General features: G+C 61.5%; 20 protein-coding genes. 10 read left to right on the forward strand and 10 right to left on the reverse strand.

Annotation, left to right across the window (positions count from 1 at the left end; all coding sequences use genetic code 11):
- Position 1 precedes the first annotated feature (1 nt).
- The 3 genes from ACQY7U_RS03260 to ACQY7U_RS03270 all read left to right on the forward strand — a co-directional run bounded on the left by ACQY7U_RS03260 (position 2) and on the right by ACQY7U_RS03270 (position 5956).
- On the forward strand, positions 2–1759 hold the full coding sequence (locus ACQY7U_RS03260) for a heparinase II/III family protein (protein ID WP_428641910.1): 1758 nt from the start codon (positions 2–4) through the stop codon (positions 1757–1759).
- Positions 1760–2071: 312 nt separating this feature from the next.
- Positions 2072–3688, forward strand: coding sequence for a bifunctional phosphoribosylaminoimidazolecarboxamide formyltransferase/IMP cyclohydrolase (gene purH / locus ACQY7U_RS03265; protein ID WP_428641912.1), 1617 nt, complete (start codon positions 2072–2074; stop codon positions 3686–3688).
- 156 nt (positions 3689–3844) lie between these two features.
- Positions 3845–5956 (forward strand): methyl-accepting chemotaxis protein, encoded by a 2112-nt coding sequence (locus tag ACQY7U_RS03270; protein WP_428641914.1) that lies wholly within the window; start codon positions 3845–3847, stop codon positions 5954–5956.
- A gap of 176 nt (positions 5957–6132) precedes the next feature.
- Here ACQY7U_RS03270 and ACQY7U_RS03275 read toward each other — a convergent pair whose 3' ends face one another.
- Complete coding sequence (locus ACQY7U_RS03275) at positions 6133–6918, reverse strand: class I SAM-dependent methyltransferase (RefSeq protein WP_428641916.1); 786 nt, start codon at positions 6916–6918, stop codon at positions 6133–6135.
- Positions 6919–7056: 138 nt separating this feature from the next.
- Between ACQY7U_RS03275 and gloB the strand changes: the two genes are divergently transcribed.
- The 3 genes from gloB to ACQY7U_RS03290 all read left to right on the forward strand — a co-directional run bounded on the left by gloB (position 7057) and on the right by ACQY7U_RS03290 (position 8703).
- A complete protein-coding gene (gloB, locus tag ACQY7U_RS03280; protein WP_428641918.1) occupies positions 7057–7839 on the forward strand; it encodes a hydroxyacylglutathione hydrolase in 783 nt (260 codons plus the stop codon).
- 123 nt (positions 7840–7962) lie between these two features.
- On the forward strand, positions 7963–8178 hold the full coding sequence (locus ACQY7U_RS03285) for a hypothetical protein (RefSeq protein WP_428641920.1): 216 nt from the start codon (positions 7963–7965) through the stop codon (positions 8176–8178).
- Between the two features lie 54 nt (positions 8179–8232).
- Positions 8233–8703 carry a cupin domain-containing protein gene (locus tag ACQY7U_RS03290; protein WP_428641921.1) on the forward strand — a complete coding sequence of 157 codons (471 nt, stop codon included), beginning with the start codon at positions 8233–8235 and terminating at the stop codon, positions 8701–8703.
- A gap of 72 nt (positions 8704–8775) precedes the next feature.
- On the opposite strand, the gene ftsY is transcribed toward ACQY7U_RS03290, so the two are convergent.
- From ftsY to ypfJ, 4 genes are all read right to left on the reverse strand, one after another.
- Positions 8776–10137, reverse strand: coding sequence for a signal recognition particle-docking protein FtsY (gene ftsY, locus ACQY7U_RS03295; protein WP_428641923.1), 1362 nt, complete (start codon positions 10135–10137; stop codon positions 8776–8778).
- Between the two features lie 252 nt (positions 10138–10389).
- Entirely contained in the window at positions 10390–11658 is a 1269-nt protein-coding gene (mtaB, locus tag ACQY7U_RS03300) for a tRNA (N(6)-L-threonylcarbamoyladenosine(37)-C(2))-methylthiotransferase MtaB (protein ID WP_428641926.1), read from the reverse strand.
- On the reverse strand, positions 11655–12566 hold the full coding sequence (gene dapF, locus ACQY7U_RS03305) for a diaminopimelate epimerase (protein ID WP_428641928.1): 912 nt from the start codon (positions 12564–12566) through the stop codon (positions 11655–11657). Before dapF ends, mtaB begins: the two co-directional genes overlap by 4 nt.
- Before the next feature lie 318 nt (positions 12567–12884).
- Positions 12885–13772, reverse strand: a complete 888-nt coding sequence (ypfJ, locus tag ACQY7U_RS03310; protein WP_428641930.1) for a KPN_02809 family neutral zinc metallopeptidase — start codon at positions 13770–13772, stop codon at positions 12885–12887.
- 218 nt (positions 13773–13990) lie between these two features.
- On the opposite strand from ypfJ, the gene ACQY7U_RS03315 reads away from it, so the two are divergent.
- Positions 13991–14479 carry a hypothetical protein gene (locus tag ACQY7U_RS03315; RefSeq protein ID WP_428641932.1) on the forward strand — a complete coding sequence of 163 codons (489 nt, stop codon included), beginning with the start codon at positions 13991–13993 and terminating at the stop codon, positions 14477–14479.
- A gap of 41 nt (positions 14480–14520) precedes the next feature.
- Here ACQY7U_RS03315 and ACQY7U_RS03320 read toward each other — a convergent pair whose 3' ends face one another.
- Entirely contained in the window at positions 14521–15054 is a 534-nt protein-coding gene (locus tag ACQY7U_RS03320) for a L,D-transpeptidase family protein (protein ID WP_428641934.1), read from the reverse strand.
- Positions 15055–15251: 197 nt separating this feature from the next.
- Between ACQY7U_RS03320 and ACQY7U_RS03325 the strand changes: the two genes are divergently transcribed.
- Both ACQY7U_RS03325 and ACQY7U_RS03330 read left to right on the forward strand, forming a co-directional pair.
- The gene (locus ACQY7U_RS03325; protein WP_428641936.1) at positions 15252–15935 is read left to right on the forward strand and encodes a response regulator transcription factor; all 684 of its coding nucleotides are present in this window, start codon (positions 15252–15254) and stop codon (positions 15933–15935) included.
- Between the two features lie 25 nt (positions 15936–15960).
- Positions 15961–16473 (forward strand): Crp/Fnr family transcriptional regulator, encoded by a 513-nt coding sequence (locus ACQY7U_RS03330; protein ID WP_428641939.1) that lies wholly within the window; start codon positions 15961–15963, stop codon positions 16471–16473.
- 232 nt (positions 16474–16705) lie between these two features.
- Here the strand turns inward: ACQY7U_RS03330 and ACQY7U_RS03335 are convergent, their stop codons facing one another.
- The 4 genes from ACQY7U_RS03335 to ACQY7U_RS03350 all read right to left on the reverse strand — a co-directional run bounded on the left by ACQY7U_RS03335 (position 16706) and on the right by ACQY7U_RS03350 (position 20156).
- Complete coding sequence (locus ACQY7U_RS03335; RefSeq protein ID WP_428641941.1) at positions 16706–17578, reverse strand: sulfite oxidase heme-binding subunit YedZ; 873 nt, start codon at positions 17576–17578, stop codon at positions 16706–16708.
- 337 nt (positions 17579–17915) lie between these two features.
- Positions 17916–18521, reverse strand: coding sequence for a 3-isopropylmalate dehydratase small subunit (leuD, locus tag ACQY7U_RS03340; protein ID WP_428641944.1), 606 nt, complete (start codon positions 18519–18521; stop codon positions 17916–17918).
- Positions 18522–18557: 36 nt separating this feature from the next.
- A complete protein-coding gene (argC, locus tag ACQY7U_RS03345) occupies positions 18558–19505 on the reverse strand; it encodes an N-acetyl-gamma-glutamyl-phosphate reductase (protein ID WP_428641947.1) in 948 nt (315 codons plus the stop codon).
- 84 nt (positions 19506–19589) lie between these two features.
- Complete coding sequence (locus ACQY7U_RS03350; RefSeq protein ID WP_428641949.1) at positions 19590–20156, reverse strand: peroxidase-related enzyme; 567 nt, start codon at positions 20154–20156, stop codon at positions 19590–19592.
- Between the two features lie 94 nt (positions 20157–20250).
- Between ACQY7U_RS03350 and ACQY7U_RS03355 the strand changes: the two genes are divergently transcribed.
- The coding region (locus tag ACQY7U_RS03355; RefSeq protein ID WP_428641951.1) for an NAD-glutamate dehydrogenase domain-containing protein at positions 20251–22603 on the forward strand (2353 nt) is incomplete at its 3' end.

Genomic DNA, 22603 nt, shown 5'->3' on the forward strand with positions numbered 1-22603 from the left:
GGTGAATATTGCAAGTCTCAGTGAAAGAAGCCGTGTGTGGCGTCTTGTGGTCCTGCATGTTTGGCAAAGATCCCTGAAATGGATGCATGGCGGACCCATCTTCCGCATGCAGCCGTTTTCGGCTGTGCCCGCGCGCCTGCTGCTCGCACCGCAGGACCTTCGGACCGCCGACGCGACCAATGCGGCCGACATCTACGGCGGACGGTTTCTCTTTTCCGGTCACCTTGTCGAGACGCAGGGCCGCTCGCCGTTCGAACTGAAAGCGGTGCACGAGGACTGGCAGCGCGAGTTGCACAGTTTCGGCTGGCTCCGGGACCTCAGGGCCTCGGAAAGCCAGATCGCACGTCAGAATGCCCGGGCGCTGGTGGAAGACTGGATCAGATACAGCGGCCGCTGGCACGAGATCGGCTGGGAAGCCGCGGTCGTCACACGGCGCATTCTTTCCTGGCTCGCCCATTCGCCCTTCATTCTCCAGGACGGCGATCACGATTTCTACCGTAGTTTCGTCAAGTCGCTGGCCCGGCAGGTCCGTTATCTGCGGCAGACAATCAACGAAACCGAGGATGGGGTGGAGCGCTTGCAAGCAGCTCTCGCCATTGCCGCGGCCTGCCTGTCGATGGCCGGGCAAGGCCGGTTCGCGCGTCAGAGCATCCGCCGCCTGGAACATGAACTCAACCGGCAAATCCTGCCGGACGGCGGGCACATCTCCCGCAATCCGCGCGCTCTGATCGATATCCTTGCCGATCTCTTGCCGATCCGGCAGGCCTTCGTGACCCAGGGCCTGGAAATGCCCCCGGCCATGCTGCAATCGGTGGACCGGATCATGCCGCTGCTGCGGTTCTTCCGTCACGGCGACGGCGCTTTGGCCCATTTCAACGGCATGGGATCCACCCCCGGGGACCTTGTGGCCACGATCCTGGCCTATGATGACGCCAGAGGCGCGCCACCGGTCAACGCCCCCCATACCGGCTACCAGCGCCTGAGCGGAGGCTCTTCCGTCGTCCTGATCGATACGGGCCCGGCACCCGCGCTCAGCGTGTCCGGCGATGCCCACGCCGGTTGCCTCTCCTTCGAGTTTTCCTCCGGCCACCACCGGATGGTGGTCAATTGCGGCGTTTCGCCCAGATCGAACCCGCTCTGGCGCAAGGTCAGCCGCTCGACCGCGGCCCATTCCACGGCGACGATCGAAGACACCTCTTCCTGCCGCTTCCTTTCCGACAGGCCCTTCGGCCAGCTTCTCGGCGCGCCGATCCTGTCGGGCCCGGTGAATGTGCCGGTGGAACGCGAGGACGATCTGGCCGGTAGCCGGATCACCGCCTCCCATGACGGCTATCTCTCGGAATTCGGCGTCATTCACGAAAGGGACATGCGCTTGTCCGGCGACGGCACCGTCCTGGACGGTATCGACACGTTCAACGCGGTAACCTCCGTCGACCCGGAGTGCCGCTATGCGATCCGCTTTCATCTCCACCCCGCACTGCGTAGCTCGCTCATCCGGGGCGGATCGGCGGTCCTGCTCGTCTGCCGCGATGGCGAGGCCTGGGAATTCGAGGCGCCGGGCAGCGATCTGTCACTGGAGGAGAGCATTTACCTGTCCGATGTCTATGGCCACCGCAAGAGCGAGCAGATCGTTCTCACCGGAGCGCTGCTCGAAGCACCCTCCGCCGGCTGGCAGTTCCGCAAGACGGCAACGGCCAGACTGAGCCGGCGCGGAACAAGCGATTTTGACGATCTGGGCGAACTCCCGCTCGAAGATTAGGGTCCGCCCCCCCGACAAAACGGCACAAAACGGCACGCTGTGACGTTTGGGAACCGCCTTCAGTCTTCCGATTTGTCCGAAGACGTGATAGGGCGACGCTCATACCAAGGGTCATAAATAAAAACCCATCTGACTGGTTAATCCGCTCGTCCGGTTAGGACGGCTTCGCGGGGCGATGCGAGGCATCCTTCAAGAAGCCGGACGTGGTCCGGAAGCTTGGAAAATCAGCCATTGGCGGGCCTTTCAGGCGGGTCTTTATTTACGGCCCTTGGTATCACCCTCCCGAACCTCTCCGATAAGCGAGGAAATTCGATGGCCATCGTGTCCAAAGCCGTTCCTGTTCCCGAACTCGTCCCCGTCAAGCGCGCGCTTCTTTCTGTCTTCGACAAGACAGGTCTTGTCGACTTCGCCAAGGCCCTGTCCGAGCGCGGCGTGGAGCTGGTCTCCACCGGCGGCTCCTACAAGGCATTGAAGGACGCGGGACTGAACGTTCTCGACATTTCCGAGGTCACGAAGTTTCCCGAAATCATGGACGGGCGCGTCAAGACGCTGCATCCCATGGTCCACGGCGGTCTCCTCGCCATCCGTGACGACGCCGACCACAAGGCGGCGATGAGCGAGCACGGCATCACCGGCATCGATCTCTTCTGCGGCAATCTCTATCCGTTCGAGCAGGTTGTCGCTTCCGGCGCCGACTATGCCACCGGCATCGAGAACATCGACATCGGCGGTCCGGCCATGACGCGGGCAGCCGCCAAGAACCACGCCTATGTCACCGTGGTCACCGACCCGGCGGACTATGATGACGTAATTGCACAGCTTGACTCCAATGGCGGCCAGTCGCCGCTTGCCCTCAGAAAGAAGCTCGCGCTCAAGGCCTTTGCCCGCACCGCTGCCTATGACGCGGCCGTCTCCAACTGGATGGCGGCGCAGCTCGGCGAAGCGACCCCGGCTCACCGAGCCGTCGGCGGCGAACTGGCCGAAGTCATGCGCTACGGCGAAAACCCGCACCAGACCGCCGGCTTCTACAAGACCGGCGAAAACCGTCCGGGCGTGGCAACCGCCAAACAGCTTCAGGGCAAGACGCTGTCCTACAACAACATCAACGACACGGATGCGGCTTTCGAGCTGGTCAGCGAATTCGACCCGGCGCGCACCAGCGCCGTCGCGATCATCAAGCACGCCAATCCTTGCGGCGTGGCTGAAGGCGCCAGCCTGAAAGAAGCCTACGAGAATGCGCTGCGCTGCGATCCGGTTTCCGCATTCGGCGGCATCGTTGCACTGAACAAGACCCTTGACGCGGCGGCCGCGGAAGAAATTGTCAAGATCTTCACCGAAGTCATCATTGCGCCGGATGCCGACGAAGCTGCCCGCGAAATCATCGCGGCGAAGAAGAACCTGCGCCTGCTCGTCACCGGCGGCCTCGCCGATGCCCGGGCAGAGGGCCTGTTCGTGAAGTCCGTCGCCGGCGGCCTGCTGGTGCAGTCGCGCGACAACGGTGTCGTCGACGACCTCGACCTGAAGGTGGTGACAAAGCGTGCGCCGAGCGAACAGGAACTGGCGGATCTGAAATTCGCCTTCCGCGTTGCCAAGCACGTCAAGTCCAACGCCATCGTCTACGCGAAGGACGGAGCGACGGTCGGTGTCGGCGCCGGTCAGATGAGCCGGGTGGATTCGGCCCGGATCGCCGCGCGCAAGGCGCTGGATGCGACCGAGACAGCGGGCCTGAGCGAGCCGCTGACCAGGGGCTGCGTCGTGGCGTCGGATGCTTTCTTCCCCTTCGCCGACGGACTTCTGTCCGCCGCCGAGGCAGGTGCGACCGCGGTCATTCAGCCAGGCGGTTCCATGCGGGACGACGAGGTTATTGCGGCTGCCGACGAAGCAGGCCTTGCCATGGTGCTGACCGGCATGCGGCATTTCCGTCATTGATCAGCGGAATTCCGGCAAGATACTGTAAAATATGACAAGAGTTCTTCAGTAAAGATTTACCTTCTGAAGACCTTGTTAATGGTCTCGCGAATAAGGTGTTGCAAGTAGCGGCAGATAGATCATCTGCCGTTTCTTGCGATTCGCGGAGACTGCCCGGTGTTTAAGAAAGCGAAGATTACAACCAAACTGATTGCTGCGAGCGCCGCGACCATGACGGTCGCTCTCGCGCTCGGGATCAGTGCCATCGGCTGGCAAGCATCACGTGCAACCGGCCATCAGGCCATGACGCAAGCCGAAACCGTGGCCCGCGAGCAGGCCCAATTCGTTCAGCGGGGCCTTGAAAACGGATTGAAGTCCGCCCAGGCGCTCGCCAGCACGCTCAGCGGCCTGAAAAAAGCCGGCTCCGTCGACCGCGATGCCTGGAACGCCGTTGTCGAAAACCTGGCCCTGACCAACAAGGACCTCTCCGGTGCCTGGGGCGTGGTCGTCGACAACCAGCTTGACGGCAAGGACGCGGACTTCGCAGGCAACGAGAAGTGGGCCGAAGGCGGCACCTGGCAGCCTTACTTCTTCCGCAAGGCCGACGGCACGCTCGCCTACCGGCCGATCGAGAAAATCGCCGTTGGCGACATGAGCCAGACCGACGAACTGTGGTTCAACGGCGCTTATGTCAGCGGCAAGGACTATGTGACCGAACCCTATAGCTGGGAAGCCGACGGCAAGACCGTAACCGGCGTGTCCTTCTCCATTCCGGTTCGCGACGGCAGCAAGGTTATCGGCGTTGCCGGCGGCGACATTCTCCTGACACCTCTCTCCGAAGAACTCGGCAAGCAGAGCCCGCTTGAGGCCGGATCCGTGCACCTTCTGTCCCAGAACGGCATGTGGATCGCCCATCCGGATCCCGCAGTCCTTGGCAAGAACTGGTCGGAAGGCCGTTCGGAGGCCGATCTGGTCGTTGAAACCGACTTGCTGAACGCGGTCAGGAAGGGCGAAACCTTCTCCTACCAGGGTTATTCGAATTCACTCGGCACCGATGTCTACCGCATCGTCATGCCGGTGACCGTCGGGACCACCGACGCGAAATTCGCGGTGGTCGTGAATGTTCCGATGGCAACCCTCAATGCCGCTTCCGCGCAGATCACAAGGATGATCATAGGCGTGGGCGTCGGTCTGCTCGTTGTTGTGGCGCTCTCGATCTATCTTGTCGGCAACAGCATCGTCCGCCGTCCGCTTGAACGCGCGGTCGGCAGCATCCAGGCCCTGATCGACCAGCGTTACGACGAACCGATCATGGATACGGACCGCGAGGACGAAATCGGCCAGATCAGCCAGGCGCTGGAAGTCTTCCGCGACAAGGCGCGGCAGGCCGAGGCGCTTGCCGCCGAACAGGAAGACATCCAGCGGCAGCAGCTTGCCCGGGCCGAGCGTATCAGCGATCTCTCCCAGAGCTTCGACCGCCAGATTTCCGAGCTGACCCAGACCGTCATGCTTCAGGTGCAGGACCTGAACGCGGCCTCCGGCACGCTGACCGCGGGTGCCGACGACACCAGCGAGAAGAGCACCGCGGTGGCGGCCGCTTCCGAAGAAGCCTCCTCCAACGTTGAAACCGTCGCCTCTGCCGCGGAAGAATTGATGGCTTCCGTGAACGAGATTTCCCGCCAGATGACCCAGTCGACGGAAATCGCCGCCCACGCGGTCGATCAGGCGCAGTCCACCAACAGCAAGATCGAGGGTCTGGCGGAAGCCGCCAACCGGATCAGCGAAGTGGTCAAGCTGATCACCGACATTGCCGAGCAGACCAACCTGCTGGCCCTGAACGCGACCATCGAGGCGGCGCGCGCCGGGGAAGCGGGCAAGGGCTTCGCGGTCGTCGCCGCGGAGGTGAAGGAACTCGCCAACCAGACCGCCAAGGCAACAGAGGAAATCTCGCTGCAGATCCAGTCGGTGCAGACCGAGACAGCCGGATCGGTGGAAGCCATCAAGGGTATCTCCGAGACCATCGAGAGGATGAACGAGATCTCTTCCAGCATCCAGGCCTCCGTCGAACAGCAGGGCCTTGCCACGGACGAGATCGCCCGCAACATCCAGGAGGCCTCCAACGGCACCCAGGAAGTTGCGCAGAACATCGTCAAGGTGGCGGCTTCCGCGGACGACACCGGCAACGCCGCCCGCCAGGTCAGCGCCTCGGCCAACGTTCTGCAAACGGAAGCAAACCGGCTGAAGCAGGAAGTCGAAGGCTTCCTGGAAAACGTCCGCCAGGTCGGCTGACCACTACTGATAGTTTCAGACGAGAGAAGCGCCGGGAACACCGGCGCTTCTTTTTTGCAATGGTTATTCCAATCCGCAGCCGTTCCGGACGCCGCGAAGCGCGAGCCGGGATGACAGGTCCGAAATCATTACCTGGCCAACGCACCAGTCCAAAAGCCGGCGCATTTGCTTGTGACCTAAAACAGCGGTGCTTTCCGCCCGTCGCGGACTGCACGGACCGGCTTCAGCCCCGTGGCGACGCCTTCTGGAATGAAGACCGGGCGCAGGATCCGGAACCGGCTCTTCTTGCCGTTGGCCGGCAGGCTCTGGAAAACCACCTTCTCCGCTTCCATGATCAGAACCCCGCCGAAGGCCGGAAACAGCCGGCTTCCGATCCCTTCCCAGGTCCGGGCCCCGCGCAGGATGAAGCGCGCCCTGGAGGGCGGCATGAAAAGGGCTACCTTGTCGTCCAGAACGTTGAACTGGCAGGTCTTCATCAGTTCCTTCAACTGGCGGCCGGAATAGGGACGGCCATAGCCGAAGGGAGACAGCTCCGACTGCGCCCACAGGCCGCTCCGGTTCGGCACGACGGCAATCAGACGCCCGCCCGGGGCCAGCACGCGCCAGGCTTCTCGCAGGACCGCTTCCGGGTCGGAGCAATGATCGAGCGCATGCACCAGCATGACCCTGTCGAAGCTGAGATCGGGGAAAGGCAGATCCGCGTCGTCCACAAGCGTACAGGCGCTGGCCTCGCGTTCCCTTGGCCAGTGAACCGCCCCTTGCGGGGCGGGCATGGCGGCGATCGCCCGGTCCACCTTGCCAAGATAGGGCCGCATGAACGGTCCGGCATATCCGATCCCGAGCAGGCTCTGGCCTTTCAGGTCCGGCCACATTTTCCGGATCGGAGCCCCGATCAGGCTCCGCAGCAACCGCCCGAGCGGAAGATCGTAAAAGGCGCGCAAATGGACGACGTCGAGATACATCAAGGCTCACGGTTCGCGGTGGTGTCGGCTGGGATTGAACAGGGAACCGGCTTAAAGAGCAAGGGTCTCGTCTTGCTCTCTTTCCCCGACTTTGCCACTGTGCGTTTCAACCAAGCCACCATTGCAGGGAGCCGTCTCATGGCCTTGAGCGAAACCACCCAGATCCGTCAGTTCGCCTGTCTCGACGATAATTTCGGCGTGCTGGTCCATGACACGGCGAGCGGCACGACCATCGCCTTCGACGTGCCCCATGCCGGGGCCTATGAGGCGGTTCTTGAAGAAACCGGCTGGACCCTCAGCCACATTCTCATCACCCACCACCACTGGGACCATGTCCAGGGCCTTGGCGAGCTCAAGCAGAAGACCGGTGCAACCGTGATCGGGCCGGAACGCTCCCGCCAGAAGATCTCCGAGCTCGACCGGACCGTCGAGGACGGTGACGATGTCCTGTGCGGACCTTATGAGGTCAAGGCGATCGCGACGCCCGGACACACGCTCGACCAGATCTCCTGGTTCATTCCGTCCATCAAGATGGCCCATACCGGCGACACACTGTTTTCGCTCGGCTGCGGCCGGGTGTTCGAGGGAGACAAGGAAATGATGTGGTCGTCCCTCGCCAAGCTGATCCGCCAGTTGCCCGACGACACCGCCATCTATTGCGGCCATGAGTACACCGAGGCCAACGCCCGATTTTCGCTGACCATCGAGCCGGAAAATGCCGACCTGCAGGCGCGTGCAAGTGAGGTCGCGGACTTGCGGTCACAGGGCAAATCGACCTTGCCGACCACCATGGGCCAGGAAAAGAAGACCAACCCGTTCCTGCGGGCCGGGGAGGCCTCTGTGGCCAAGGCTCTTGGCATGGAAGGCAAGTCCGCCGCCGAAATCTTCACCGAGATCCGCACACGCAAGGACAACGCATAAGCCACTTCTTTTGCCAATCGTTCGGAGCAGCGGCAAGGAAAGCGCTTTTCTTGTGCAGGAGACTTAAAAGACTGGTGATTGCCCCCATATGCAACCTGTTGTGATCATGAAGGGGCAAACACCATGACACCAGCGAGCGCTGAAGACCCTCTTGCGCGGTCTGCCGAACAGCGGGCAAAAGATGTCGTCAACCGAATTGTCAGCCAGGCCGAATCCATCCCGGTCACCCAGGGCGGCGGCCACCGGCTGGACATGCAGGTTCTTTACGAGGAAGTTGTCGCGGCCTTGCGCGAAACCATCGACGATCTCGCCTTCTGCACGGACATCAAAACGTCCTGAACAGGCCGATATCCGGGTTTCTGCTGACAGCAACCTGAAACCAGTGGAGCCCGGATGCCTGTTTCCCCCGAGATGACCGCCGATGAGGTCGTTGCCCTCCTCAACATGCAGCCGCATCCCGAAGGCGGCTATTATGCCGAAACGTTCCGGGACGAAGTAACCGACGCAAGCGGCCGGGCCGCCTCGACCCTCATCTATTTCCTGCTACCCGAAGGCATCCTGTCCCGCTGGCACAGGGTCGATGCGGTCGAAACCTGGCACTGGTACGCAGGCAGCCCGCTGGAGCTCTCCGTCAGTTCGGACGGTCGCGAAAAGCACGTCCTCACCCTTGGCAACGATCTTCTGGCCGGCGAACGCCCGCAAGGCATCGTGCCCCGCGACGGCTGGCAACAGGCCCGCTCACTTGGCGCCTGGACCCTAGTGGGCTGCACGGTGGCGCCGGGATTTCAGTTCGAAGGATTTGTGATGGCGCCGGAGGGATGGGAGCCGGGGAGCAGGGGCCAAACGGACAGCGACGCGATTTAGTAAAACACCGGAAGACTTTCACCTCCCGGCACTCCAGTTAGCCGCGTCCGAGGCAGAGATCGCACCTAGGCCTTACGCCAGTCCCGCAATCGCGCTGGCGAAGTCTTTTGCCGAGAACGGTTCCAGATCCGCGACGCCTTCGCCGACGCCGATGAAGTGAACCGGCAGGCCGTGTTTGGCGGCGATCGCGACCAGGATGCCGCCACGGGCGGTGCCGTCAAGCTTGGTCATGACGAGACCGGTGACACCAGCTACCTTGCCGAAGATCTCGACCTGGTTGAGCGCGTTCTGGCCGGTGGTGGCGTCCAGCGTCAGGATGACCGTGTGCGGGGCCTCCGGGTCGTGCTTCTTGATGACGCGGATGACCTTTTCCAGTTCGTCCATCAGCTCGGCCCGGTTCTGCAGGCGTCCGGCCGTGTCGATCAGGAGAACGTCGACTTGCTTTTCCTTCGCCTCCTTCATGGCGTCGAAAGCAAGACCGGCCGCGTCCGCGCCGGTGTCGCGGGCAATGACCTCGGCGCCGGTGCGATCGCCCCAGATCTTGAGCTGTTCGACGGCGGCGGCGCGAAAAGTATCACCAGCAGCCAGCATCACTTTCTTGCCCTCAGAACGCAGTTTCTGGGAGAGCTTGCCGATGGTGGTGGTCTTGCCGGTGCCGTTGACACCGACCATCAGCACCACATGCGGTTTCTTGCCGGTATCGAGATCAAGCGGTTTGGCGACCGGATCCAGCACTTTTTCGACTTCCTCCGACAGGATCGCCCGGACTTCCTCCGGCGAGATCTCCTTGTCGTAGCGCCCGTCCGACAGGCGGTCGGTGATGGCCATGGCCGTATCCACGCCGAGATCGGCCTGAATCAGGATGTCTTCCAGCTCCTCCAGCATGGAGGCGTCGAGCTTGCGCTTGGTGAAGATGGAACTGATGCCCTCCGTCAGCGACGAGGACGAACGGGAAAGTCCCTTTTTCAGGCGCTGGAACCAGGAGAGTTTCGGTTCTTCCGGCTGGGCTTCGGGCTCGGGAGCGACATCCGGAACGGGAGTTATCTCGGGCTCCGGTTCAGCGGCGGCTTCGGATTCGGGTTCGGCTAAGGTTTCCGTCGGCTCTTCCGCCTCCGGTTCCGGAGCGACATCGGTCGGAATGGGCTCTTCCGGCGGCAACTGCGAACGCGCAGGCTCGATGTCGGCAATCGCTTCCGGCACCACCTCGATTTTCTGAGGTTGGAACGGTTCGTTGAGCGCGGCAACCGGCCGGACGTCCATTTCAACGTGGAGCGACGGGTCTTCCTCCGGTTTGGCGGCCGCAGTATCTGCACTCACAGCACCTTGCGGAGCAGCCTCATCGGCAACCGTTTCGGCAGCGGTCTCGACCTGATCCCCGGCCTTGTCCTTGCCGCCGAAGAGCCGTCCAAGAAATCCGCGTTTTTTCTCGCTCATGAAACTGCCTTAGAAATTCTGTCTGGCATCGCTTTTTCGAACCGCCAGAACCGGTGAGACCCAATACGCTTCCTCATCCTGAGGAAGCGCGCAGCGCTGTCTCGAAGGATGGGCCGCTTGCTCTTGAATATGCCGCCCATCCTTCGATACCCCACTTACGCGGCTCCTCAGGACGAGGCAGTGCATTTGATCTCAGTCCAGTCTGGCGCATCTGAAAAACAACCTTCGAGAGACCGTGGAATAAACAACCGCTCAGGCGGCCCGTGACAGGGCTTCGCCCAGAAGATGGCGCCCGGTATGGCCGATAATTCTTGTTTCGACAATCTCACCGGCCCCACCGCCTTCCAGTTCAACCTGCGTGAACTGCTCCGTGCGGCCAAGGCCTTCCTTTTCGATGAGCACCGGACGGACCTTGCCGACTTCACCCTGCAGGTGCCGGACGAGAACTTCCTCGCCCTTGGCCCGCAGCCTGGCACCGCGCTCCTTGACCAGATTGCGCGGCAGCTGCGGCATGCGCGCGGCCGGCGTGCCCGGGCGGGGTGAGAAGGGGAACACATGCAGATGGGTCAGCCCGCATTCGTCGACGATCTTAAGGGAGTTGGCGAACATCTCCTCGGTTTCCGTCGGAAAGCCGGCGATGATGTCGGCGCCGAAGACCACGTCCGGACGCATGCGGCGCACATCCTCGCAGAAACGGATCGTATCGGCTCTGAGGTGCCGCCGCTTCATCCGCTTCAGGATCAGGTCGTCGCCGGCCTGCAGCGAGAGATGGAAATGCGGCATCAGGCGCTCGTCCTCGGCGATCACCCGCATCAGGTCGTCGTCGGCCTCGATGGAATCGATGGAGGAGAGCCGCAGCCGTTTCAGCTCCGGAACCATTTTCAGGATCTTCGCCGTCAGCGTGCCGAGCTTCGGCGTGCCCGGCAGATCGGCCCCATAGGAGGTGATATCGACACCGGTCAGGACGATTTCGTTGTAGCCGTTGTCAACGAGGCGCCTGATCTGGTCGATCACCACACCCATCGGCACCGAGCGGGAATTGCCGCGGCCGTAGGGAATGATGCAGAAGGTGCAGCGATGGTCGCAGCCGTTCTGCACCTGCACGAAGGCACGTGCCCGTCCCGTTAGGCCGTCGATCAGATGGCCTGCCGTTTCCTGGACGCTCATGATGTCGTTGACGCGCACCTTCTCGGTTTCGGGCACCCCGAAATTGGCAACATCGGCATAGGACTTGCGTTGCAGCTTTTCGGTGTTGCCGAGCACGAGATCGACTTCGTCCATGGAAGAAAAGCTGTCGGTTTCCGTCTGGGCGGCGCAGCCGGTCACGATGACGCGGGCTTCCGGGTTGTCGCGCCGGGCCTTGCGGATCGCCTGCCGGGCCTGCCGCACGGCCTCGTTGGTCACGGCACAAGTGTTGATGAGAATTGCGTTCGAGAGGCCGGCTTCCTCGGCCTCGCGCTTCATCACCTCCGACTCGTAGGAATTGAGACGGCAACCGAAAGTTACGACTTCGATGCTCATGATGCCGCACCCGCCTCCAGCGGCGCATCGCCCTCGGCGGTCCTGCGCCAGGCGAGCGTATCGAGGTCGACCTCGCCCTCGAATTCCACTTCGGTCAAGCCGGTCATCAGCACGTGGCCATCGCTTTCACGCCATTCGATGCCGAGCGGCCCGCCGGGCAGATGCACTGTCGACTTGCGGCCGGACTTGCCGTCGCGCGCAGCGGCAACGCCGACGGCGCAGGCCGCCGTGCCGCAGGCACGTGTCAGGCCGACGCCACGTTCCCAGACCTTCACGCGGATTTCGTTTTCACCGAACACATGCGCCAGCGAGATATTGGCGCCTTCCGGAAAGACCGGGTGATGCTCCAGCAGCGGCCCGACCCGTTCCAAGTCGTACCCTTCGACATCGTCGACCCAGAAGATGGCGTGCGGATTGCCCATGTTGACGGCGGCCGGCGTGTGCAGGATCGGTTCGTCGATCGGACCGATCTGCAATTCGATGGCGCGCGTATCGGCGAATTCCTCCGCCAGCGGAATCTCGTCCCATTGCAGTCGCGGCACGCCCATGTCGACGGTGATGCTGCGCGGACCTGGAGCATCGGTAGCGTGCAGAAGTCCGGCGTTCGTCTCGATGGACACGAAATCCTTGCCGGATTCCTCCAGCAGCAGCCGGCCAATGCAGCGGGTGGCATTGCCGCAGGCCGAAACCTCGCCGCCGTCGCGATTGTGTATGCGCATGAAGGCGTCGACACCCAGGCTCGAGCGTTCGACCGTGATCATCTGGTCAAAGCCGATACCGCTCTCCCGGTCACCCAATTTGGCGATGACATCCGGAGACAGGCGCAGCGGCTTTTCGCGCGCGTCCCAGACCACGAAATCATTGCCAAGGCCGTTCATCTTCAAAAAGGGTCTGGTTTCAGACGCCATACCGGGTGCACTTCATCTTTGAGGTTGGTGGAATTGGGCCCGCATTCCTGCGGTCATTTGCTCCTATATGGCTGAAAACGCCTGAAATTACCAGTAGGACAACTTGTCAAGGCTGATATGCGCATGCGGACCATATGACCCTGTCACCTGCAATTGTCCTCCCGGCTGCTGCAAGGCGGACGGCAGGAATCCCGCAGTCTCCAAAACAACTTGTGTTTCCGGTAGGTAGCTTCGGGGATACCGGTTCTCCGCCTTGCCGCTTGCGCGTCAAACCGGGACGACAAACACAGCACAATATCGTTGACATACCATCTGCTTTCAAAGGCTCGCCGCGTTGAACGTATCGCAAGCCTCGATCAAACCGGCCTGGAAGCCTTTCCGGAACCATCTGGCCCGCTGCGCCGAGGTGCCGTGGTTGAAACTTTCCGGCACGACATAGCCCTGCGACTGCCGCTGCAGCGTGTCGTCGCCGATGCGGCTTGCCGCGTTCAGGGCTTCATCGATATCGCCGGCTTCGACAAAACCCTGTTGGCGGGCGGCATAATGCGCCCAGATACCGGCGAAGCAATCGGCCTGCAGTTCGACACGAACGGACAGCGCATTGCCCTCCGCCTTGCTCATTGTGCGCCGGGCCTTGTGAAACTCCGGCAGGATGCCGAGCACGTTCTGGAGGTGGTGACCGACCTCATGGGCGAGCACATAGGCCTGGGCAAAGTCGCCCGGAGCGTTCAGTTGCGTTGCCAGCTGCCGATAGAAAGACAGGTCTATGTAGAGCTTGCTGTCGGCGCCGCAGTAGAAAGGACCGGTCGCCGCGCTGGCATAACCACAGGCTGACGGCACGGAGCCGGAAAACAGCACCAGTTTTGGCTCCGGATAGTCGGCGCCGTGTTCGGCCAGGATCCGGCTCCAGGTGTTTTCCGTGTCGGCCAGGATGACGGAGACGAATTGCGCGGTTTCGTCGCTCGGCTGTGCCGGCCCCTTTGGCGTCTGCGCCTCGAACCTGCCACCGCCTTCCAGCTGTCCGAGCAGCGTCAGCGGGTTGATGCCGCTCAGCCAGGCGATGGCAACAACGATGAGGATGCCTGTGAGACCGAGTCCGCCGCTTCTGCGCACCCGGCGCCCGGCAGGCATCCGCACGCGCGGTCCCTGGCCCATGCTGCGCCTGTCCTCGATGTTCCGGCTGCCGCGTCGGCCTTTCCAGCGCATGACGTTCCAGTCCCCTGTGGTTGTATTTCCCCTCTAGTTAGCAGAGGGAACGATCAACAGCTAAGCAAAATGCCACGCTCGAAACGCCTGCCGGGCACCGGAACCGCCGTCCTTGCGCAACACGCAAAGGTCCCGGAAATGTGATGCTGGTTACAGCGGTTGCATTCGCGCCCGTATAGGCTAGCGTGGAATTGGGGCAGCAAGGAAGGAAACTGCATATGCCCGACGTCACCGCACAACAGGCTCAGCGCTTGATAGCCTTCGCGACCCAGAGACTGGGTCAGGTGGAAGGAAACGGCGAGTGCTGGACTCTGGTCAACAACGGCTTTCAGAGCGTCAGTTTCGTCAAGCCTGCCTCGACCTATGTCTGGGGCCGGGTGGTGAACCAGCTCTCGCAGGCCCAACCGGGAGACGTCTTCCAGTTTTCCCATTTCGAGGTGACCGAGCGCATTGAAAATCCGGATGGAAGCTGGTCGGAGAGCACGCAAACCCGTGGAGCTCCGAGACACACTGCCATTCTGGAGAGCGTCGATGCCGAAGGCAATGCCACGTTTCTGGAAAGCAATATCGGCGGCTCGCGCAACGTGCAGCGCAACAGTTTCCGTGTCAGAACGACCCAGGGCACCGATGCGAACGGCGTGAAGACCACCGTCACGGTCAGCGGCAGTTTCATCATTTATCGCCCGCAGGTCGCTGCCACTCCCTGATGCCGTGCAGACTGCGTTTTCCGGTGAGCGAAAGGACTTGATCAGGCGCGGATGACCATCTCCGCGCCCGGTTCAACCTTCGACAGGAGGAGCCGCATGTGCTGCGGCGATACGGCGACACACCCCTCTGTCGGCCGGTAGTCTTCCCGGGCGATGTGAAAGAAGATCGCGCTGCCCTTTCCCTTCACCGCCGGATACATGTTGCAATCAAGCACGACCACGATGTCGTAGAGCCTGTCGTTGCGCCACATCTTCTCGTGGCTCGCGGCGAAGGGAAGGCGTACCGGCCGGTTGTAGCGGGCATGTCCAGGGTCGTCGCACCAGCCCGAGCAGGGTTCAAGCGGTTCGACCGGCAGTCCCGTGGCAGGCGGCAGGCCCTTGTCCGGGCGGTAATAGACCTGCAGCAGCCCAAACCGGCCCACGGGCGTACCGCCGTCGCCTTCGCGCTTGCGGGTCAGGATGCCGGACCGGCCAAGCGCACACGGAACCGTGATCTCTCCAAGACGCAGGATTCCCTTGGTTCGGTCGCTCGGACGGGCCCGGACTTCTAGGTAATCCGCCGTTTTTCGCTGCATCCTTCCGCTCCCTGTCATCTGCAACCGCTGCACGGTCGAACGTCTTGATAAACCGGCCCTAAACCCCGCGTGAAGAAGAATTGACGAACCACGCCTTGTGTGACGACAATTTCCCACGCACATAAGTCAGGAACACGCTTGTGTCATTTGCACAAGTTGGCGTGAACAGGTTTGAAGCTTTTGGCGAGGACAGCAATATGACCGCCCGCACGATTTTGATAATCGACGACGATACGGAACTCCGCGAAGCGCTGGTCGAACAGCTTTCGCTTTACGATGAGTTCGAAACCATTCAGGCGGACTCGGCGACCTCCGGCATCGCCATTGCCAAGCAAGACCATATCGACCTGTTGCTGATGGACGTCGGCCTGCCGGATATCGACGGCCGCGAGGCGGTCAAGCTTCTGCGCAAGAACGGCTTCAAGGCACCGATCATCATGCTGACGGGACACGACGGTGACAGCGACACCATCCTCGGGCTGGAGGCTGGCGCCAACGACTATGTCACCAAGCCTTTCAAATTCGCCGTTCTCCTGGCGCGTATCCGCGCCCACCTGCGCCAGCACGAGCAGAGCGAGGACGCTACTTTCGCCATCGGCCGCTATTCCTTCCGCCCCGCCGCCAAGGTGATGCAGGACGATGCCGGCTCCAAGGTGCGCCTGACGGAGAAGGAAACCTCGATCCTCAAGTTCCTCTACCGCGCGGGCGAAAAACCGGTCACCCGGGACGTGCTGCTGCATGAGGTCTGGGGCTATAATTCCGGTGTGACAACCCACACGCTCGAGACCCACATCTACCGCCTGCGCCAGAAAATCGAGCGCGATCCGTCCAATGCCGAGCTTCTTGTCACAGAAGCCGGTGGATATAAGCTTGTGCCGTAACCGCTAATCGGCGTAAATCTTGGGCATGAGCCTTGCCCAAGACATTGCGATTCTCAAACAAATCCCGATGCTTTCGGACTTTCAGGACGACCAGCTCCGCCTGCTCGCCTTCAGCGCCGAAAGCATGGATTACCGAAGCGGCCAGCGCCTGTTCGATCAGGGCGAGCGCGCCGACGGCGGTCTCGTGATCACAAGCGGCACCGTCAGCCTTCAGACAAAAAACAACGACGGCTTTGCCGAGGTCGACAGGGTCGGCGAGGGAACCTTGCTCGGCGAAACTGCGCTCCTGGCGGAAAACAAGCGCCCCTGCCGCGCCGAGGCGGTCGATGATGTGCGCATCATCCGCATCCGGCGGGCGCTGTTCAAGCGCATGATCCAGGAATATCCCGAACTTGCCCTGCGCCTTTTCGACCAGCAGGCCGGCCGCTTCCAGCAGACGGTCGCCAGACTTCGCCCGATCGGCGAGAAGATGAGCGAACTCGAACAGCTCAACGCGGAACGCCGGCTCCGCGACGACGAGAAACAGTCGCGGGAGTGAGATCCCGGATCCGATTTCTCTCCTGTCATTTCAAAGATGCAAGCTGGACGGAGCTTCCAGAAAATGTCACCCCGGACAAGCGTAGCGCTGATCCGGGGCCCACTCGCGTTTCCGTCTTGATGAAGCATTTGCAGAGTGATCCAGCTGGTTCATCAGAATTGTTACAGCTCTGGAAACCAGCAGGCCCCGGGTCTCTCCGTGCGCGCTCGGGGTGACTCTCGTCGGGGTCAAATCACACCCGCCTCAAACCCAGCTTCATGCTCACGGACCCTGTAAGGCTCTGAAGAAGCGCTGCCGCCGAAACTCCGAGCCCGGTGATACCGACCCAGACCGCGGGACGGATGACGGTGGCAATGTCGAAATTCGCCTGAAACACCCGGTCTGCCGGGATACCGGTGGCAAGCGCGTACCAGGCATATTCGATGCCGGCCGCACCTGCGACTCCGAGCCCTGCGCAGGCTGCCAGGACAAGGGGATTGGCGAGATTGAATCCGGCCTTCACCGCCAGGCGGTAGATCATCAGCAGAACGAAAAGCCCGGCCATCAGCGTTGCCTGGGTGACATCGGACTTCGACTGCAGGAAAAAATGAAACAGGCCCAGCGCCGTGATCGGATAGACCAGGGAATGCAGCTTCTGCCAGTTTCTGCCAAGGCGCCGGATCATGCTGTCGAAGGAGGTCGACCCCAGGACAGCCAGCGCGGCAAGCGCCACGAAACCGATGGTGAGATAGAAGCGAAGCACGATCTCGGAAGCGACCTTGACCAGATTCCAGTGTTCCGAGGCGGCATAAAGGCTCAGGTGCAGCAGCGCGTAGAAAAGCACGGAAACGCCGATCATGCGCCGGACACCGGCAATCCGGTTCCAGCAAAAGATCCGCCGCAGCGGCGTGACCGCCAGAGTCAGCAGCAGAAACCGCACGGCCCAGTCGCCGCTTTGATGTAGCGCCTGTTCGTACGGTTCGGGAAAGACCGGCCCAAAGAGGAGATCGTAAAAGATCCGTGCGGCGGGCAGCAGCAGGAGAAGAAACACGCCGAGCCGTAACCCGGACACGTTTCCCCGGCGGTCAGTCCAGGGCGCATGTTTTGCATAAGTCGACAGCGTCATGCCTTCCAGTTAATGCACAAATTTTCGGGAATCACTGCACGGTTCTTCAAGCCTGTGTGAGGTTGAGGGGAGAAGAACACCTCGGCCGGACCGGGTACAAGCCCCTGACATATGGTCAGGCCTTTCCGCAATTGCCTTCCCGGACGAAGCGTAGCGAAGATCCAGGATCTTTCATCTGGAAACCGAAGAAAAACGAGAAACCGACAAGTCCTGCAATCTGCAGGTCCCGGCTCGCGCTCCGCTTGGCCGGGACGGCGCTCAAAAAATTGAACCTTGCCAGACAAAAGAAAAGCCGGATCAGATGACCCGGCTTTCTGTTCGCTTTGGCGTGAAGGGCTCAGACCCAGGGGCGGGCTTCGCCCATCTTGCCTTCGAAGGTGTCGATCTCTTCCGACTTGGCCATCGTCAGGCCGATGTCGTCGAGGCCGTTCATCAGGCAGTGCTTGCGGAAATGGTCGATCTTGAAGGCGATGTCGCCGCTTTCCAGGCCCTTGATCTCCTGGGTCTCCAGATCGATCGTCAGGGTGAAGTTGGCACCGCGCTCGGAGGCATGCATCAGAGTGTCCAGTTCGTCTTCGGAGACCTGGATCGGCAGAATGCCGTTCTTGAAGCAGTTGTTGTAGAAGATGTCGGCAAAGCTCGTCGAGATCACGCAGCGGATGCCGAAATCGAGCAGGGCCCAGGGAGCATGCTCCCGGGACGAGCCGCAGCCGAAATTGTCGCCTGCGATCAAGATCTTGGCGTTGCGGTAGGCCGGCTTGTTCAGAACGAAATCGGAATTTTCGGAACCGTCGTCATTGGTGCGCATTTCGTGAAACAGCGCAGCGCCGAGCCCGGTGCGCTTGATCGTCTTCAGAAACTGCTTCGGAATGATCATGTCCGTGTCGATGTTGACGATCGGCAGGGGTGCCGCAACACCGGTCAGGGTTTCGAATTTTTCCATTTTTGTCTCCTGAAAGGTCAGCCGAAGCCGGTCACCTCAAGCTGCCAGGCTTGTGGTCTGATCGACACCGAGCATCAGATTGAGGTTCTGCACGGCCGCGCCGGACGCGCCCTTGCCGAGATTATCGTAAACCGCAACGATCGCGGCCTGCGCGCGCGCGTCATTGGCAAAGACCTGAAGGCGCAGGCTGTTGGTATCGTTGAGCGCCTGCGGGTCGAGAGAATCGGACCGCTCCAGCGCTTCCAGCGGCGCCACCTCGACGAAACCGCCCGTCGCCGTGAAGTGATCGGCAAGCGCAGCATGAATTTCCGCACCGGTCGGCACCCTGGCGAGGCCCGCCAGATTGAGCGGCACCACCGTCAGCATGCCCTTGTAGTAGTTGCCGACGGACGGCGTGAACAGCGGGGCGCCGTCCAGCAGTCCGTATTCGGTCATTTCCGGCAGATGCTTGTGGTTGAAGCCCAGCGCATAAGGCGCGAACACATTGGCGGAAGCGCCAAGTGCATCGTAATCGGCGATCATGCCCTTGCCGCCGCCGGAGTAGCCGGAAATCCCGTGATAGGTGAGATTGAAGTCCGCCGGCAGCAGACCGGCGGCAACGAGCGGACGCACGGCGGCGATCAGGCCCTGCGGCCAGCAGCCCGGATTGGTGACCCGCATGGCAGCGGCAATGACGTCGCCCTGATCCAGATCCATTTCCGCAAAACCGTAGGCCCAGCCGTCCGCCACCCGATGGGCGCTGGAGGCATCGATCACCCGCGTGGTGTCGTTCTCGATCAATGCGACGCTTTCCTTTGCCGCCGCATCCGGCAGGCACAGGATGGCGATGTCGGCCTTGTTGAGGCAGTCGGCGCGGGCGGAAAGCTCCTTCCGGCTTTCTTCGGGAATGGAGATCAGCTCAAGATCGCGGCGCATGGCAAGGCGCTCGCGGATCTGCAGACCCGTCGTACCGGCTTCGCCATCGATGAACACGCGCGCGACCATGGCCCGCTCCTCTCCTTCTCGAAATTCGCGAACGTCTTACACCCAATTCCGGAGCTTGTCACCGCCACCGAGCGTGGCAAGAGCTCAACGCGCCCTTGAGTGATACTCATCATTCGGACGCATGTCGGTTGCCGCCGCCACCCGGTTGGTCATGTTGAAGAAGGCCGCCACCGAGGCGATATCCCAGATGTCGCGGTCGCTGAAGCCGGCATCGCGCAGGCCCTGCCGGTCGCTCTCGACGATTTCGGCGGGCTTTTCGGTCAGCTTGACGGCGAACTCGAGCATGGCCCGTTGACGATTGCTCAAGTCCGCGACGCGGTAGTTCATCACAATCATTTCACCGAGCACCGGATCCCTTGAAAGTTCACGAACCGCCGCCCCATGTGCAGTGAGGCAATAGAAACAATGATTGACGGAGGATACCGCTACGGCAATCATCTCACGTTCCAGCTTCGAAAGCCCGCAATCCGCCAGCATGAGGTCGTTATACATATCGGTGAAGGCACGCAGCTTCGTATCGTCAAAGGCATAGGCTTTGAGCACATTGGGTACCAAACCGAGCTTCTCTTCGCACAAATCGAAATAAGCCTGTGTTTTTTCGCTCAAAGATTCATTTGAATCGATTTGCAAGGCTGTGACTTTGCTTGACAATTTGTTCCTCCCGTCATGAAACCTTTTATGTTGCGGAAATAATCGACACTACCACGCGACAGAGCCAAACCTAAGATCGCCTAAGGGGATTAAAATGCCGGACAAACACGACGTCGAGAAACAGAAGCTCATCGACGCGGTCCAAGCAAACCTGGAAAAAGAAGATCCCGGCCTCGCCGAGTTCGCGCACGCGTTTTACGAGCGCGGCGCGGCGGAAGATCTTGTGTCCTATTCGACGGACGAGCTCATCGCCTTTGCCCGGGACGCCTGGCAGGATTTCCAGAACCACACGCTCGGCACCCACAGGGTCAGCATCGCCGATCCCTGCTTCAAGGCGAAGGGCAAGAAGGTCAAGGGCCTGACAGTCATTGAAATCGTCAATGACAACATGCCGTTCCTGGTCGATTCGGTGATGGACGAGTTGCAGGAAAGCAAACTGGAAGTCCATCTGGTCCTCCATCCGATCTTCATCGTGGAACGGGAGGAGGATGGCAAGCTTGCCTCCGCCGCCGCCCGCAGGAAGCCGGCAAAGCGCAAGGACCGTCAGGAAAGCCTGATCCACATTCATGTGACGCGGATCGATTCCGAGGAAGCCCGCGAAGCGCTCAAGAAGCGGCTCGACAAGGTGCTGTCGGACGTCCGCTCGGTCGTCGCCGACTTCAAGCCGATGCAGGAACGCCTCGCCGAAGCCATCGACATCTACAAGACGACGCAGATCCCCAGCAGCAGTGACGAACTCTGGGAGGCCATCCACTTTCTGGAATGGATGGAAAACGACAACTTCATTTTCCTCGGCATGCGCGAATACACCTTCGAGGGCGGCGTCGAGGAAGGCGAACTGTCCCCCCACGAAGGCACCGGCCTCGGCCTGTTGTCCGACCCGGACGTGCGTGTGCTCCGGCGCGGATCCGAATTCGTCCAGATCACCCCGGAAATTCGCGAATTTCTGAAAAAACCCGAACCGCTCATCATCGCCAAGGCAAACGTGAAGAGCACGGTGCACCGCAGGGTCCACATGGATTATGTCGGTGCCAAGCTCTATGACGACGACGGCAAGATGATCGGTGAGTTGCGCATCGTCGGCCTGTTCGCCTCCACCGCCTATACCGAACCCACCAGCACGATCCCGTTCCTGCGCCGCAAGGTCGCCAGCGTCCTGGCGAGGGCGGGCTATGGCTCTGAGAGCCACTCGGGCCGCGCGCTCCGCAATGTTCTGGAAGCCTTCCCGCGCGACGAGCTGTTCCAGATCGAGAAGAGCAGGCTGTTCGACTTTTCCATCGCCATTCTCCAGCTCGACGAACGCCCGCGCATCCGCGTGCTCGCCCGGCCGGACAAGTTCGACCGATACGTCTCGATCCTCGTCTTCGTTCCGCGCGACCGCTATTCCACCGAAGTGCGCCTCAACGTCGGCACCTATCTGGCTTCCATATACGAAGGCCGCCTGTCCGCCTGGTACGTGACCTATCCGGAAGGCCCGTTGGCACGGGTTCACTACATCATCGGCCGCGACAAGGGCGAAACGCCGAAACCGGATCAGGAGGAACTGGAAGCGGCCGTGGCCGACATGGTGCGGTCCTGGTCCGACAGCGTCCGCGATGCGCTCAATCATGAATTCGCACCCGCCCAGGCCCGCACGCTGGCCGACCGTTATGCACTGTCCTTCCACGGCGGCTACAAGGAAGTCTACAACGCGCAGTCAGCGCTCTTCGACATCGTCCAGCTGGAAACCCTGACGGACGCCAGGGAAACAACCATCACTTTCCACCGGCCCACGGGCACGGAGAAGAACCGGCTGGCCCTGAAGGTCTACCACCGGGGATCGCCCATTCCGCTGTCCGCGCGCGTGCCGCTTCTGGAAAACATGGGCTTCAAGGTCATCAACGAGCGGACCTACCGGATCACGCCGGCCGATGCGCCCCTGTCCTACCTCCACGAGATGACACTGGAATCGCGCAGTGGCGAGGTCATCGACTTTACCGAACAGCTCCAGAGCCGGTTGGAGAGCATGTTCATGGCCGTGTGGACCGGCCGCGCGGAAGACGACGGCTACAACCGTCTGGTGCTGACGGCCGACCTTGCCTGGCGCGACATTGCCGTCGTGCGGGCATTGTCGAAATATCTGCGCCAGGCCGGCATCCGGTTCTCCGAAGACTACATGTGGTCGACGCTGAACAATTATCCGGCGATCGCCGCCAAACTGGTTGAACTGTTCCACCTGCGGTTCAACCCGAACGTGACCGAAAAGGACCGCAACCTCGGCACCGAACGCCTGGAGGGCGAACTCACCGCAAATCTGGAAGACGTGTCCAGCCTCGACGACGACCGCATCCTGCGCCGCTTCCAGAACGCCATCGAGTCGATCCTCAGAACCAACTTCTACCAGCTCGGCAAGGACGGACAGCCGAAGCCGACCTTCGCCTTCAAGATCGACAGCCGCAGCATCGACG

This window comes from Roseibium sp. (genome assembly GCF_050301095.1).
Taxonomy (GTDB): domain Bacteria; phylum Pseudomonadota; class Alphaproteobacteria; order Rhizobiales; family Stappiaceae; genus Roseibium.

Bases quoted from the DNA above. Each gene is read 5' to 3' on its own strand.
- ACQY7U_RS03320 (WP_428641934.1), bottom strand. From the start codon at position 15,054: ATGCAGCGAAAAACGGCGGATTACCTAGAAGTCCGGGCCCGTCCGAGC.
- gloB (WP_428641918.1), top strand. From the start codon at position 7,057: ATGGCCTTGAGCGAAACCACCCAGATCCGTCAGTTCGCCTGTCTCGAC.
- leuD (WP_428641944.1), bottom strand. From the start codon at position 18,521: ATGGAAAAATTCGAAACCCTGACCGGTGTTGCGGCACCCCTGCCGATC.
- mtaB (WP_428641926.1), bottom strand. From the start codon at position 11,658: ATGAGCATCGAAGTCGTAACTTTCGGTTGCCGTCTCAATTCCTACGAG.
- purH (WP_428641912.1), top strand. From the start codon at position 2,072: ATGGCCATCGTGTCCAAAGCCGTTCCTGTTCCCGAACTCGTCCCCGTC.
- ypfJ (WP_428641930.1), bottom strand. From the start codon at position 13,772: ATGCGCTGGAAAGGCCGACGCGGCAGCCGGAACATCGAGGACAGGCGC.
- dapF (WP_428641928.1), bottom strand. From the start codon at position 12,566: ATGGCGTCTGAAACCAGACCCTTTTTGAAGATGAACGGCCTTGGCAAT.
- ACQY7U_RS03335 (WP_428641941.1), bottom strand. From the start codon at position 17,578: ATGACGCTGTCGACTTATGCAAAACATGCGCCCTGGACTGACCGCCGG.
- ftsY (WP_428641923.1), bottom strand. From the start codon at position 10,137: ATGAGCGAGAAAAAACGCGGATTTCTTGGACGGCTCTTCGGCGGCAAG.
- ACQY7U_RS03325 (WP_428641936.1), top strand. From the start codon at position 15,252: ATGACCGCCCGCACGATTTTGATAATCGACGACGATACGGAACTCCGC.
- ACQY7U_RS03330 (WP_428641939.1), top strand. From the start codon at position 15,961: ATGAGCCTTGCCCAAGACATTGCGATTCTCAAACAAATCCCGATGCTT.
- ACQY7U_RS03315 (WP_428641932.1), top strand. From the start codon at position 13,991: ATGCCCGACGTCACCGCACAACAGGCTCAGCGCTTGATAGCCTTCGCG.
- ACQY7U_RS03290 (WP_428641921.1), top strand. From the start codon at position 8,233: ATGCCTGTTTCCCCCGAGATGACCGCCGATGAGGTCGTTGCCCTCCTC.
- argC (WP_428641947.1), bottom strand. From the start codon at position 19,505: ATGGTCGCGCGCGTGTTCATCGATGGCGAAGCCGGTACGACGGGTCTG.
- ACQY7U_RS03285 (WP_428641920.1), top strand. From the start codon at position 7,963: ATGACACCAGCGAGCGCTGAAGACCCTCTTGCGCGGTCTGCCGAACAG.
- ACQY7U_RS03275 (WP_428641916.1), bottom strand. From the start codon at position 6,918: ATGTATCTCGACGTCGTCCATTTGCGCGCCTTTTACGATCTTCCGCTC.